This window comes from Pseudomonas sp. P4_C1, assembly GCF_056402155.1.
This window is the reverse complement of sequence record NZ_JBFUHY010000114.1, coordinates 1-11,221: the sequence shown is the minus strand read 5'-3', so window position 1 is coordinate 11,221 and position 11,221 is coordinate 1. Positions and strand designations below refer to the sequence as shown.

Here is an 11,221-nt window from a genome sequence, read left to right as displayed (position 1 = left end):
CACCCGGCCTCGCATCTGTGGGGTCAGGTGTTAAACGTCATAAATAGGGGAAGAGCCTTCAAGCTCTTCCCCTATTTTGTATCTGGAGTCTGTACATGGAAAACCTGGACGCGCTCGTCTCTCAAGCTCTAGAGGCTGTGCAAAGCGCTGAAGATATCAATGCCCTGGAGCAAATCCGGGTTCACTACCTTGGCAAGAAGGGTGAATTGACTCAGGTGATGAAGACCCTGGGGAATTTGCCGGCAGAAGAGCGTCCGCAGGTCGGTGCGCTGATCAACGTTGCCAAGGAGCGTGTCACAGAGGTCCTTAATGCGCGCAAGGCATTGTTTGAAGAAGCCGACCTGGCTGCCAAACTCTCTGCCGAGTCCATTGACGTGACCCTGCCTGGCCGTGGTCAGACCTCCGGTGGTCTGCATCCGGTTACCCGTACTCTGGAACGCGTCGAACAGTTCTTCACCCGTATTGGCTACGGCATTGCCGAAGGCCCTGAGGTCGAAGACGACTATCACAACTTCGAAGCGCTCAACATCCCAGGCCACCACCCGGCCCGGTCGATGCATGACACCTTCTATTTCAATGCGAACATGCTGTTGCGCACCCATACCTCGCCGGTACAGGTCCGCACCATGGAGTCGAAACAGCCGCCGATCCGCATCGTCTGCCCAGGCCGTGTATATCGCAGCGACTCCGATATCACCCACTCGCCGATGTTCCACCAGGTCGAAGGCCTGCTGATCGATCGCGACATCAATTTCGCCGACCTCAAAGGCACCATCGAAGAGTTCCTGCGGGTGTTCTTCGAAAAGGAACTGGCGGTGCGTTTCCGTCCTTCCTACTTCCCGTTCACCGAGCCATCCGCCGAAGTCGACATGGAGTGCGTGATGTGCAGCGGTAAAGGCTGCCGCGTCTGCAAGCAGACCGGCTGGCTGGAAGTGATGGGCTGCGGCATGGTGCACCCGAACGTGCTGCGCATGTCCGGGATCGACCCGGAAGAGTTCTCGGGCTTTGCCTTCGGCATGGGTGTCGAGCGTCTGGCCATGCTGCGTTACGGCGTGAACGACTTGCGTCTGTTCTTCGACAACGACTTGCGGTTCCTCGCGCAATTTCGCTAGTCGTAACGAATTCTTAGGAGAGCAGGATGAAATTCAGTGAACAATGGCTGCGTGGCTGGGTTAGCCCGCAGGTAAGTCGCGACGAGCTGGTTGCTCGTCTGTCGATGGCCGGTCTTGAGGTCGATAGCGTTACGCCGGCCGCCGGTGTTTTCAGTGGCGTGGTGGTTGGCGAGGTGCTGAGCACCGAGCAGCACCCGGACGCCGACAAACTGCGCGTGTGCCAGGTCAGCAATGGTTCGGAAACCTTCCAGGTTGTTTGCGGTGCGCCAAACGTGCGCCCGGGCCTGAAGATTCCTTTCGCCATGATCGGCGCCGAACTGCCAGGCGACTTCAAGATCAAGAAGGCCAAGCTGCGTGGCGTTGAGTCCAACGGCATGCTGTGCTCGCAATCCGAGCTGCAGGTCGGTGAAGGTAATGACGGTCTGATGGAGCTGCCGGCCGATGCGCCGGTAGGTAAGGATTTCCGCGTTTATCTGGACCTGGAAGACGCCAGCATCGAGGTCGATCTGACCCCGAACCGTGGTGACTGCCTGTCCCTGGCCGGTCTGGCCCGTGAAGTCGGCGCACTGTACGCCGCTCCGGTGGTTCGTCCGGTGGTGGCTTCGGTGCCTGCCGCCCACGACGAAGTGCGTTCGGTCGAAGTGCTGGCGCCCGCCGCGTGCCCACGTTATCTAGGGCGTGTGATTCGTAACGTCGACCTGTCCAGGCCTACGCCGCTGTGGATGGTTGAGCGCCTGCGTCGTGCCGATGTGCGCAGCATCGATGCTGCCGTCGACATCACCAACTACGTGATGCTGGAGCTGGGTCAGYCGCTGCACGCCTTCGATCTCGCCGAAATCAACGGTGGCATCCGTGTGCGCATGGCCGAAGAGGGCGAGAAGCTGGTACTGCTCGACGGTCAGGAAGTCACCCTGCGTAGCGATACGCTGGTGATTGCCGACCACTCCCGCGCACTGGCGATTGCCGGCGTCATGGGTGGCGAGCACAGCGGTGTTTCCGCGACCACCCGTGATGTGTTCCTGGAAAGCGCCTTCTTCGACCAGATCGCCGTAGCAGGCAAGGCCCGTTCCTATGGCCTGCACACCGATGCATCGCATCGCTATGAGCGTGGTGTGGACTGGCAACTGGCCCGCGAAGCCATGGAGCGCGCGACCGGCTTGCTGCTGGACATCACCGGTGGTGAAGCGGGTCCGATCATCGAAACCGTCAGCGAACAGCACCTGCCGAAAATTGCTCCGGTCACCCTGCGTGCCCAGCGCATTACCCAGATGCTGGGTATGGAAATGGATTCGGCTGAAGTGGAGCGTCTGCTCAATGCCTTGGGCCTGACCATTACTGCCGACGGGGCAGGGCAGTGGCGTGTAGAAGTGCCAAGCCATCGCTTCGACATCAGCCTGGAAGTCGACCTGATCGAAGAGTTGGCGCGCCTGTACGGCTACAACCGTTTGCCGGTTCGTTACCCGCAAGCGCGTCTGGCGCCGCAAGCCAAGGCAGAAGCCCGTAGCGACCTGCCTGAACTGCGTCGCCTGCTGGTTGCCCGTGGATATCAGGAAGCCATTACCTACAGCTTCATCGATCCGAAACAGTTCGAACTGTTTAATCCGGGTGTTGAGCCGTTGCTGCTCGCCAATCCGATCTCCAATGACATGGCCGCCATGCGTTCGTCGCTGTGGCCAGGTCTGGTCAAGGCGCTTCAGCACAACCTGAACCGTCAGCAGGATCGCGTGCGTCTGTTCGAAAGCGGCCTGCGTTTCGTTGGTCAGCTCGAAGGTCTGAAGCAAGAGCCGATGTTGGCGGGTGTTATTTGCGGTAGTCGCCTGCCGGAAGGCTGGGCGCAGGGTCGCGATACCGTCGACTTCTTCGACGTCAAGGCAGACGTGGAAGCGGTGCTGGGCTTCGCCGGTGCCCTGGATGCGTTCACTTTCGTGCCGGGCAAGCACCCAGCGCTGCACCCGGGTCAAACCGCGCGCATCGAGCGTGACGGTCGTCTGGTCGGCTTCATTGGCGCGATCCACCCTGAATTGTCGAAAACCCTCGGTCTCGACCGTCCGGTGTTCGTCTTCGAGCTGGTTCTGGCGGAAGTGGCGTCGGGCAAAATGCCTGAATTCCACGAGTTATCGCGCTTTCCTGAAGTGCGTCGTGACCTTGCACTGATTGCACACAAAGACGTTGCAGCCACGGCCGTACTGGATGTAATCCGTGAAAATGCAGGCGAATGGCTGACAGACCTCAGGCTATTTGACGTGTATCAGGGTAAAGGCATTGATCCTGATAGAAAAAGCCTCGCAGTCGGCTTGACCTGGCAGCATCCATCGCGCACTCTTAATGACGATGAGGTGAATACCGCAACGCAAAACATCCTCACCTCGCTCGAAAAAAGGTTGAACGCCACGTTAAGGAAGTGACGTATGGGGGCTCTGACGAAAGCTGAGATGGCGGAACGTCTGTATGAAGAGCTGGGCCTGAACAAACGGGAGGCCAAGGAATTGGTCGAACTGTTTTTTGAAGAAATCAGGCACGCTCTTGAAGACAACGAACAAGTCAAATTGTCCGGTTTCGGCAATTTCGACCTTCGGGACAAACGCCAGCGGCCTGGCCGCAATCCGAAAACGGGGGAAGAAATCCCGATCACGGCTCGCCGTGTGGTCACCTTTCGTCCAGGGCAGAAGTTGAAGGCCCGAGTTGAGGCTTATGCTGGAACCAAGTCATAACGACGAGCTCCCCGTCATCCCGGGCAAACGCTACTTCACCATTGGTGAAGTCAGCGAGCTGTGTGCGGTAAAACCACACGTGCTGCGCTACTGGGAGCAGGAGTTTCCTCAGCTCAACCCCGTCAAACGCCGCGGAAACCGCCGGTATTATCAGCGCCAGGACGTGCTGATGATCCGGCAGATCCGCGCGCTTCTTTATGACCAGGGGTTTACCATCGGCGGAGCGCGCCTGCGTTTGTCCGGTGATGAAGCCAAAGACGACACCACCCAATACAAACAAATGATCCGCCAGATGATCGCCGAGCTCGAAGATGTTCTGGTGGTACTCAAGAAATAAATTCTCGCTTTTAAATACTTCCAGTTTTCAAAAGCTTGCGATATATTCTTGAGCGTTCCTCGAGATGAGGAACAGGTTTCACGCCTAGTCGGGGCGTAGCGCAGTCCGGTAGCGCACTAGCATGGGGTGCTAGGGGTCGAGTGTTCGAATCACTCCGTCCCGACCATATTTCCTGAGTAAAATCAGACACTTAAGCCGATCATCTAGATCGGCTTTTTTGTGCCTGCGCAAAACCCGCGCAAAACTTGCGCAAAACCCAATGAAAAATTGGCATCTCAAAGGTGGATTTATGGTCAACGTAGAGTTCAGCAAGAAGCACGATCAGCGTTTCGAAAAGCACTTTACGTCCCAGATGGATGACATAACTCTCATCTTGAAATGTCACCTGATGCTGGAAGAAATGCTTCGCGATTTTTGCTCGGAGATGGTTCCCCAGCCCCAGTTTTTGAAGGACTCTCGATTTACGTTCGCCCAGATTTTGGATCTATCCAGAGCTTTATATCCGGCTGACATAAAACTCGGCGGAATGGTTGAGCTGTGGTCGCTGTGCGAGAAACTCAATCGAATTCGCAACATGATGGCTCATGCGCTAGATCCGGACTCAACAAAGCTAGATGGTCATAAGGTCGCAATAATTGAAGCCGTCAGGTCGCGGGGGGAGGGGAACACCTCTTCATTGGAGTTTGTGGGATGCCTCACGTACATCCTGGGGGCGTTTAGCCTGATACTTCAGGTTGGTGTTACCCACAATAATGGCGAAGACTTCCGGGATATCCCTAGGAAACAGTCAAATCCCGGCGATCTCGCTGATATCTAGATCGGGGGTTGCCTCCGACCAGACGATTTCAGCGTGGTCCCTCTGGTAGTTTTTGGTCATGCTCTCGCTGGCATGGCCGGCGATCTTCTGCCCGTCCTTTCCGGCTTTTTGGTAGAGATGCAGCGATAGCGCTCGCACTTCGTGAAAGCCCGGCATCTCTTCTTCCTTCCATCCTTTATAACAACCCGCCACCTCTCGGGCTTCTTTGAAGGCTCGCGTCAAATACCGCTCTTCGACCTGCGTCCAGTGATCCTTCGTCTGCGCCTGCTTCTGTTTCAGGCGATCGGGACGGCGATGCACCAGGTAGGGGGAGGCGATGTCATCCCGGCACCGGCTGATTACAGTCTGGAGTTCCTCGGTCACCTTGAACCGAATCCACGCCGCGTCACTGGCCTTGGCCGTCTTCTGCTGCACCACATACAAAAAACCTTCCCGAACTCCATCGAATCTCATGTTGAGGATGTCGGTGCGGCGCTGCGCGGTGATCAGCGCAAGGTCGATTGCGTTCTGCAGCCAGACTGGCGACTTCTCCCGGATGGCTTTCAGGCCGTCAATCGTGTGCCGCTTGCGCTGTTTCTTCTCGATCCTGTTGATGGTGCTGGCTGCCGGGTTGTCCGGACACAAGCCCTTGGCCGCCGCATGGTTAAAGATGTCGACCAGCAGCGCCCTACACTGGTTGGCTGTGCGAGGGGTGAGGGCGTCCAGCATCTCCGCGATCATGCGGATCGTGATCTGATCGACGGCCTTCCCTTCGAACTGCTTGCGGAAGCGCCGAAAGTGAACGGCATACAAGCCGAGCGTCCCCTTTGCCAGCTCGCGTGGCGGCAGCACGTCGCGCTCGTAAGTGTCGAGGAAGCCGGCAAACGATTCAGACGAACTGCCCATCACTGCACCGATCAGGTCTGCGCCGCGCATGAACTCCAGGTTCAACTGCTTCGCGGCATCTATCGCCTTGATTCGGTCGGTACCAAACTGGAACCACTTACCATCAGTAGGCCGGCGGTAGCGATAGGTCGAGCGCCGCGAATCGAAGTACAGGTTCTGCGGGAGGCTCTTGTTCGCCTTGTTGCGCGGCCGTGGGACCATCATGCAGCTCCTTTCAATACCATCGCGACCAAGTCATTGCCCTCTGATCGACTGAACGCTGTCCAGTCAACGTACCAGAGTTTTCCGATCTGCTCGCCCGGCACGTGGCCGTTGCGGATGTGGTTACGAATTGCTTGCGGGCACTGCGGCGTGCCGTTCTCGCCCCAGCGCCGGCGCTGGAACTCACTGATCTTGATCAGCTCTCTTTTCATCGGGATGCTCCATGCCGCGCGTGGCGGCAGAAGGTGGTTATTCGATTGGGGTTTCTGTTGCAGAAAGTCGTAGCGTGAAGGTGCGAGGCCATTCGTACTGGTTTGCCTCTTTCAGCGAATCCTTCAGATCCTGGATGGCGGATTCCATCAGGTCATCAATGGTCGGGTAGTGGCGCTTGTGATGCTCGGGCACGCTGACGACGTAGCCGTTGCCAATCACCTCGACTTCCATGACGAGCTTCAGCTCAATTGCGGGCATGCAGAATTCCTCGCCCGCCGCTCACCGGCAGGCTGGTAGGGGGGAGGGAATTGCGATCAGCATGCAAAGGACCTAGTATCCAGGCTCCTCAAATGGACCTTATGGACAAGTACCGATGACAACATCTAAAGACGCGGTTAGAGAGCTGATTGCACTTATGAACACGAAGATCGGCGTTACCACGGCGCTGAGGGTTTCTGCTGCTGAGGGGCTTGGCTATGCAGGGGGGGACGACGCTCGCGCAGCCCTTTTAAAGGTCATGACCACCACAATTGGGGTGCCTAACGAATTAAAAAATGCTGCGGCGAAGGCTTTAGGGCATGCGTCTAATGCTTAACTCTTAGTTAGTTGAGCGTGAAAATACGAGCATCTAGCCGCGCTTCATGAACGTGATCCAGTGCGTTTTTTCACGCTTACCGGACTTGTGTCCAAACAAGGGTTTTTCGTCGGTGAGTGCAAGCAGCTCGCTGACCAGCACCTGGGCTTCGGCCCATTTGAATATCAGGATTCCATCGGTGGCCAGCACGCGGAAGCATTCGGCAAAACCCTTGGCGATATCGTCGCGCCAATCTGCCGTGAGCACCCCGTACTTGGCCCGCATCCAGCTATCCACGCCTGCGCGGGTGAGGTGTGGCGGGTCGAAGACGACTAGCTTGAAAGTCCCGTCCTCGAAGGGTAATGATCGAAAGTCCATGATGACGTTTGGCTCGACCTTCAACACTCGCCCATCACATAGGACGTGTTCCTCATCGCGGATATCGCCGAACAGCGCGCGCTGATCCTGCTTGTCGAACCACATCATTCGACTGGCGCTGCATGGGTCGAGGACTTTCGCGGCAGCGCTCATCACCGCGGCCCCTTGTAGCAGTACACGTAGGCGAACCAGGCGAGGGCGATCATGGCGTCACCTCGATGTCGGTGCCGTCATGAATCCATTCGATATCAAGCAGATCGTCATCATCGATCTGCGCCCCGCGCAGGTCATCGCTGGCCAGCAAGTCGGCAACCTTGTCGTCATCCATGTCCTCAATCACCTTTCGAAAGCTCACGACCGCCTTTCCGGTCAGTACGACTGTTCTTTTCATTAGGCAATACCTGTCCTTTGCCGCTATAGCGGCTGACTTTGAAGGGGGAGGTTCCAGTAGATAGCCGATAGGCCATTGCTGGAGTAATGTGGGCTAGCGAAATCGCCCGCCTGCGCAAGGAAAGCGAGCTAATGGAAACAGTTACTGTAGTAACCGGTAATTCGACTAGTGCCCCATATATGTCATTTGGTGACGATAGCCAATATAAAGGGCAACTTGTATACGCCTACGTCTTCTTCAAGCGTACAAAACTAAAATCTATACTTAGAGATATATTACTCGTAAAGAAACGCTTTAAGTTTCCGAGGGGAGTGGATCTTCACTGTCGGAATTTAACCAGCGGTCAGCAGAGGCAAAAGCTTGGGCTAAGTCATTTGAGTAGGATTGATGTTGAAAGCATTTTTCGAAACATCATTACTATTTTAAATAAATATAAGGTTCTGGTTAGATATTCTCACGCATCGGAGGATGTTAAAGAGTATTTTGATCGCGGGATAGAAGTAGGATCTAACGATCCTGATATGCCTAATTTCATGCTCAATACTTGTTATGATCCAAAGGGTGTGCTCGGTCTGCTGGCAAATATGTGCTTCGCTATTAATCCAGATGGATCAGAAGGGCCGATCGCAGCCCAGTGCGAAATATATACATCTCCTGATTACTCGAAAGTTGATTTTTGGGGAGGAGTTAAGCAGCAGGCACATTACCTAACTGGCGGGTTTTCGGCGATAGGAGCAGGGGCCAACGAAGTATATAAAATAGAGGCAAATATTGGTGGGCCGTTCCTCGAGCTTCTCCAGCTAGCAGATGTCGTTGCGTATGTGTGCTGCCATGCCGTCCATGGAAAAGTAGCCGAACCGTTTTATTACGAGTTGCTTTCAAAAATAAAATGGAAAGTGGAGCGTCCTTTTGTTCCAGTAGGCGGCCGGCTAAACAATGGAAAACCTGTTCATGTAGGACCTTGGCCAGCTACCTCCGACTAATAGTCGATACCAGATCATGGGCATTCACAACCGGCATGCCGAGGCGTTCAGCGATCAGCACTTCGAGGCGGGCGCCCTTTGAATGCTCCCAGCTCGGGAGCGTGGCCACGGTGTCGCAGTCCATCAGGGCGGCGATGTCGCGGCGCATGCATTCATCCCACGATCCGCCGTCCGGGTTGATCTCGGCGGGGTTTACCACCTGGTGGCCAGCGGTGCGGAGGCGGGCAGCCATTGAGTGGAAGGCCGGGAAGTTCAGGTCGGGTAGGTTGCTCATGGGGCCGCTGAGGTAGAGGCGCTTCATGCTGCCGCCTGCTCTGGCTGCCGAAATACGGGAAGGGCGCTGGCCAGCTCACGTACAGCCCGCATTCCCTCTTCGTCGTAACCCCAGATGTTGCTTTCATTAAAGGAACGCTCAGGGCCGAGGTAGAACGGATTCAGCGGCTCGCCGGTGCGGATGTAATCGCGGAACTCCTCGACCAGCCGTCGCAACGTCCCGCCATGGGTAAAGCCGCGCCACTTGTCACCCCTCACCGTTTCCTGGGTGAGAATGCGTTTGCCGCTGTAGTCGTCGATAAACCAAATCTTGCCGCGTTGGTCGACCACCATGCAGGCATAGCGGCCGCTGGCCTGGCTGTAGAAGAACCGGCGACCATGGTCGGCGATGACCCGGATTGCCTGATTGACGTGCTCGGCGCGCTGATGCTCCAAGGCGAGTTTGTTTTCTGTGGCCATGGCCAATCCTCATGGGGTGCTACGATGTGGCCTCCTCAATAGGATCACCACATGACCAAGCACGATATTTATGACGAGCACGAAGGCTTTCGGCTCTGGAACTACATGGAGTGCGAAACACTGGAGAGCGGCCAGGAGGTCTGGCGGATCAACGTCGAGGTGAAGCGCGTTGATGAGGTAGTGATTCCGGTTGTGGCTGGTGACCAGACTTACGCTGACCGCGGGCTGGCGCAGGTGGCCGGTCGGGAGCTTGGGGCCAAGATGGTTGCTGAGCGTGGCCTATAGGTTTTCTTTGGGTATGGGGATGCCTCGCCGGTATATTGGGGTTTTGATCTTTGTCAGGTGAGGGAATACATGACTGATTCGGGGATGATGCGGGTTTACCATTTCTGCGATGAGGTTTATGGATTGCAGAATATTGAAAAGTCTAGATTAAAGGTTGCAACGATAATGGATCTTAATGATCCATTCGAAATGGTGTGTTACTCGTCTCTCGATACAGACATTCGAAAAAAAATAGGCGAGTTCAAAGCGGCAATCGCTAGCAAATTTGGATTGCTATGTTTTAGTCAGTCCTTTCAAAGTCCTGTCCAGTGGGCTCATTATGCCAATAAACACAAGGGGCTTTGCTTAGTGTTTGATGTGCCTGAGCACAATATGCATTTGGTTGAATATAAGTTTGGAAGGATGAATTTTGATGTTGCGCAGTATGCGGACCTAAATAAGCGTGAGCGCTTCGAGATGATGGAGAAACAGCTTCGCATTAAACACTCTCAATGGAGGTATGAGAGAGAGGTTCGTCGGATTCTCCTATTGAATGAGTCGGATCCGGAAAATGGATTGTATTTTCGATCGTTCGATAGTGTCGGGACTCTAAGTCAAGTAATTGTCGGGTGCAACTCAGGCATACTTCGTCAAGACCTAGAAAAAAGCTTGGGTGTACGCAAGGACAAAGTCGAGTATTTTAAAGTTCGCACTGCGTTTAAGTCATACAAAATAGTCAGAAATAGGGACGACAGTCTGTGGCGCTGATCCAATGAGCATCGCAGACGGATATTCGAAGGCCGCTCGCCGGCTGGCGTGACTCGTAGAGATGGGGTATTTGTGTTCGACCCGGCACGGAGCCGGATTAGGGGGGTAAAAGTGGCTCAGGAATTGGCAATGGTTACGGTCGGCGTTATTTCTGCCGTGTCTGTTTTAGCAGGGTCTGTCTGCACTTGGATTTTGAACAATATTACGGCTACCGAAACAGCCAAGCGCTTGGAGCAAAGTGCAGTTCGTCTTTCGATCGAAGAAAAATATTTAACGGTGCTTTCAGGAACTGAGCTTTTTCTTCGGGCAAAGCTAAAAAATATGGATCTTGAAAAAGATCTGGCGCATTTGAATGCCATAATTCGACTCTTTGCAAATGCTGATGTTAAGAAAAAACACAGCGCCCAATCTGCAGCGGTAGCTGCTTATCAGGATGTTTTTTACGCGTCTCAGGAAAAATTTGAATCTCTAAGTGACGGCAGTGAAAAATTTCCCCAAGAGTGGCGAAAGTTGATGGTGGCTTTGGAGGAACTGTCGGAGTCAATGTCAGTGCACATTCAATCGTTGAAATCGTTCCCTAAATAGTGCGCCAGCCTCGATCCGGCTTGGTAGTTGATGTAGGTAAGGCCGGTCGCCCGGCCTTTGTTGCTTATTTCGGATCGAAAGCGCCCAGGGCCAAAGAGGCCGCATCGCCAATATTGCTTTGAAGCACTGTCTTGAACTCCTGCGCAATGTCCTCGCGCTGAACTTCCTCCCCAACCCAGCGCAGCTTCAGCACCGGTTGAGCGCCGCTGGTGATCACCGAAACGCGCAACATGATCTGCTGTTCGGTCAGCCCCTCGAATGGGATCACGT

18 protein-coding genes and 1 tRNA gene are annotated in these 11,221 nt (G+C 55.0%); 11 read left to right on the top strand and 8 right to left on the bottom strand.

Annotation, left to right across the window (positions count from 1 at the left end):
• Positions 1-95: 95 nt before the first annotated feature.
• The 6 genes from pheS (at position 96) to AC1DU9_RS28610 (ending at position 4,977) form a co-directional block, all read left to right on the top strand.
• Complete coding sequence (gene pheS / locus AC1DU9_RS28635) at positions 96-1,112, top strand: phenylalanine--tRNA ligase subunit alpha (RefSeq protein ID WP_007975711.1); 1,017 nt, start codon at positions 96-98, stop codon at positions 1,110-1,112.
• A 26-nt stretch (positions 1,113-1,138) separates the two neighbouring features.
• Positions 1,139-3,517: a phenylalanine--tRNA ligase subunit beta gene (pheT, locus tag AC1DU9_RS28630; RefSeq protein WP_477811153.1), complete on the top strand. Its 2,379-nt coding sequence runs from the start codon at positions 1,139-1,141 to the stop codon at positions 3,515-3,517.
• Positions 3,518-3,520: 3 nt separating this feature from the next.
• Positions 3,521-3,823 (top strand): integration host factor subunit alpha, encoded by a 303-nt coding sequence (gene ihfA / locus AC1DU9_RS28625; protein WP_002553164.1) that lies wholly within the window; start codon positions 3,521-3,523, stop codon positions 3,821-3,823.
• Positions 3,804-4,160 carry a MerR family transcriptional regulator gene (locus AC1DU9_RS28620; RefSeq protein WP_003179985.1) on the top strand — a complete coding sequence of 119 codons (357 nt, stop codon included), beginning with the start codon at positions 3,804-3,806 and terminating at the stop codon, positions 4,158-4,160. Before ihfA ends, AC1DU9_RS28620 begins: the two co-directional genes overlap by 20 nt.
• Before the next feature lie 89 nt (positions 4,161-4,249).
• Positions 4,250-4,326 (top strand) — tRNA-Pro (locus tag AC1DU9_RS28615).
• A gap of 123 nt (positions 4,327-4,449) precedes the next feature.
• Positions 4,450-4,977: a hypothetical protein gene (locus AC1DU9_RS28610; RefSeq protein WP_477811152.1), complete on the top strand. Its 528-nt coding sequence runs from the start codon at positions 4,450-4,452 to the stop codon at positions 4,975-4,977.
• Here AC1DU9_RS28610 and AC1DU9_RS28605 read toward each other — a convergent pair.
• The 3 genes from AC1DU9_RS28605 to AC1DU9_RS28595 are packed head-to-tail and all read right to left on the bottom strand — an operon-like array spanning position 4,948 to position 6,534.
• The gene (locus AC1DU9_RS28605) at positions 4,948-6,063 is read right to left on the bottom strand and encodes a tyrosine-type recombinase/integrase (protein ID WP_477811154.1); all 1,116 of its coding nucleotides are present in this window, start codon (positions 6,061-6,063) and stop codon (positions 4,948-4,950) included. The genes AC1DU9_RS28610 and AC1DU9_RS28605 overlap by 30 nt on opposite strands.
• A complete protein-coding gene (locus AC1DU9_RS28600; RefSeq protein WP_477811151.1) occupies positions 6,063-6,275 on the bottom strand; it encodes a hypothetical protein in 213 nt (70 codons plus the stop codon). The genes AC1DU9_RS28605 and AC1DU9_RS28600 overlap by 1 nt, the downstream gene beginning before the upstream one ends.
• A gap of 37 nt (positions 6,276-6,312) precedes the next feature.
• A complete protein-coding gene (locus tag AC1DU9_RS28595) occupies positions 6,313-6,534 on the bottom strand; it encodes a hypothetical protein (RefSeq protein WP_477811150.1) in 222 nt (73 codons plus the stop codon).
• A 115-nt stretch (positions 6,535-6,649) separates the two neighbouring features.
• Between AC1DU9_RS28595 and AC1DU9_RS28590 the strand changes: the two genes are divergently transcribed.
• Positions 6,650-6,871 carry a hypothetical protein gene (locus AC1DU9_RS28590; protein ID WP_477811149.1) on the top strand — a complete coding sequence of 74 codons (222 nt, stop codon included), beginning with the start codon at positions 6,650-6,652 and terminating at the stop codon, positions 6,869-6,871.
• A 33-nt stretch (positions 6,872-6,904) separates the two neighbouring features.
• Here the strand turns inward: AC1DU9_RS28590 and AC1DU9_RS28585 are convergent, their stop codons facing one another.
• Positions 6,905-7,381 (bottom strand): SAM-dependent methyltransferase, encoded by a 477-nt coding sequence (locus AC1DU9_RS28585; RefSeq protein WP_477811148.1) that lies wholly within the window; start codon positions 7,379-7,381, stop codon positions 6,905-6,907.
• A gap of 49 nt (positions 7,382-7,430) precedes the next feature.
• The gene (locus tag AC1DU9_RS28580) at positions 7,431-7,583 is read right to left on the bottom strand and encodes a hypothetical protein (protein ID WP_477811147.1); all 153 of its coding nucleotides are present in this window, start codon (positions 7,581-7,583) and stop codon (positions 7,431-7,433) included.
• A 167-nt stretch (positions 7,584-7,750) separates the two neighbouring features.
• On the opposite strand from AC1DU9_RS28580, the gene AC1DU9_RS28575 reads away from it, so the two are divergent.
• Positions 7,751-8,602 (top strand): hypothetical protein, encoded by an 852-nt coding sequence (locus AC1DU9_RS28575; RefSeq protein WP_477811146.1) that lies wholly within the window; start codon positions 7,751-7,753, stop codon positions 8,600-8,602.
• On the opposite strand, the gene AC1DU9_RS28570 is transcribed toward AC1DU9_RS28575, so the two are convergent.
• Positions 8,589-8,903: a DUF4406 domain-containing protein gene (locus tag AC1DU9_RS28570; RefSeq protein ID WP_477811145.1), complete on the bottom strand. Its 315-nt coding sequence runs from the start codon at positions 8,901-8,903 to the stop codon at positions 8,589-8,591. The two genes, AC1DU9_RS28575 and AC1DU9_RS28570, sit on opposite strands and share 14 nt — an antisense overlap.
• Entirely contained in the window at positions 8,900-9,334 is a 435-nt protein-coding gene (locus AC1DU9_RS28565; RefSeq protein ID WP_477811144.1) for a hypothetical protein, read from the bottom strand. The genes AC1DU9_RS28570 and AC1DU9_RS28565 overlap by 4 nt, the downstream gene beginning before the upstream one ends.
• A 51-nt stretch (positions 9,335-9,385) precedes the next feature.
• Here AC1DU9_RS28565 and AC1DU9_RS28560 point away from each other — a divergent pair, with 51 nt between their 5' ends.
• From AC1DU9_RS28560 to AC1DU9_RS28550, 3 genes are all read left to right on the top strand, one after another.
• Positions 9,386-9,619: a hypothetical protein gene (locus tag AC1DU9_RS28560; RefSeq protein WP_477811143.1), complete on the top strand. Its 234-nt coding sequence runs from the start codon at positions 9,386-9,388 to the stop codon at positions 9,617-9,619.
• A 69-nt stretch (positions 9,620-9,688) separates the two neighbouring features.
• Positions 9,689-10,366 (top strand): DUF2971 domain-containing protein, encoded by a 678-nt coding sequence (locus AC1DU9_RS28555; protein ID WP_477811142.1) that lies wholly within the window; start codon positions 9,689-9,691, stop codon positions 10,364-10,366.
• 111 nt (positions 10,367-10,477) lie between these two features.
• Positions 10,478-10,951: a hypothetical protein gene (locus tag AC1DU9_RS28550; RefSeq protein WP_477811141.1), complete on the top strand. Its 474-nt coding sequence runs from the start codon at positions 10,478-10,480 to the stop codon at positions 10,949-10,951.
• A 64-nt stretch (positions 10,952-11,015) separates the two neighbouring features.
• On the opposite strand, the gene AC1DU9_RS28545 is transcribed toward AC1DU9_RS28550, so the two are convergent.
• On the bottom strand, positions 11,016-11,221 hold a 206-nt coding region (locus AC1DU9_RS28545; protein WP_477811140.1), incomplete at its 5' end, for a DUF2303 family protein.

Excerpts from the sequence above, each read along its gene's own strand:
- AC1DU9_RS28605 (WP_477811154.1), bottom strand. The coding sequence starts at position 6,063 with ATGGTCCCACGGCCGCGCAACAAGGCGAACAAGAGCCTCCCGCAGAAC.
- AC1DU9_RS28555 (WP_477811142.1), top strand. The coding sequence starts at position 9,689 with ATGACTGATTCGGGGATGATGCGGGTTTACCATTTCTGCGATGAGGTT.
- AC1DU9_RS28570 (WP_477811145.1), bottom strand. The coding sequence starts at position 8,903 with ATGAAGCGCCTCTACCTCAGCGGCCCCATGAGCAACCTACCCGACCTG.
- pheS (WP_007975711.1), top strand. The coding sequence starts at position 96 with ATGGAAAACCTGGACGCGCTCGTCTCTCAAGCTCTAGAGGCTGTGCAA.
- AC1DU9_RS28620 (WP_003179985.1), top strand. The coding sequence starts at position 3,804 with ATGCTGGAACCAAGTCATAACGACGAGCTCCCCGTCATCCCGGGCAAA.
- AC1DU9_RS28600 (WP_477811151.1), bottom strand. The coding sequence starts at position 6,275 with ATGAAAAGAGAGCTGATCAAGATCAGTGAGTTCCAGCGCCGGCGCTGG.
- AC1DU9_RS28565 (WP_477811144.1), bottom strand. The coding sequence starts at position 9,334 with ATGGCCACAGAAAACAAACTCGCCTTGGAGCATCAGCGCGCCGAGCAC.
- AC1DU9_RS28590 (WP_477811149.1), top strand. The coding sequence starts at position 6,650 with ATGACAACATCTAAAGACGCGGTTAGAGAGCTGATTGCACTTATGAAC.
- AC1DU9_RS28560 (WP_477811143.1), top strand. The coding sequence starts at position 9,386 with ATGACCAAGCACGATATTTATGACGAGCACGAAGGCTTTCGGCTCTGG.
- AC1DU9_RS28595 (WP_477811150.1), bottom strand. The coding sequence starts at position 6,534 with ATGCCCGCAATTGAGCTGAAGCTCGTCATGGAAGTCGAGGTGATTGGC.
- AC1DU9_RS28575 (WP_477811146.1), top strand. The coding sequence starts at position 7,751 with ATGGAAACAGTTACTGTAGTAACCGGTAATTCGACTAGTGCCCCATAT.
- AC1DU9_RS28585 (WP_477811148.1), bottom strand. The coding sequence starts at position 7,381 with ATGAGCGCTGCCGCGAAAGTCCTCGACCCATGCAGCGCCAGTCGAATG.
- AC1DU9_RS28610 (WP_477811152.1), top strand. The coding sequence starts at position 4,450 with ATGGTCAACGTAGAGTTCAGCAAGAAGCACGATCAGCGTTTCGAAAAG.
- ihfA (WP_002553164.1), top strand. The coding sequence starts at position 3,521 with ATGGGGGCTCTGACGAAAGCTGAGATGGCGGAACGTCTGTATGAAGAG.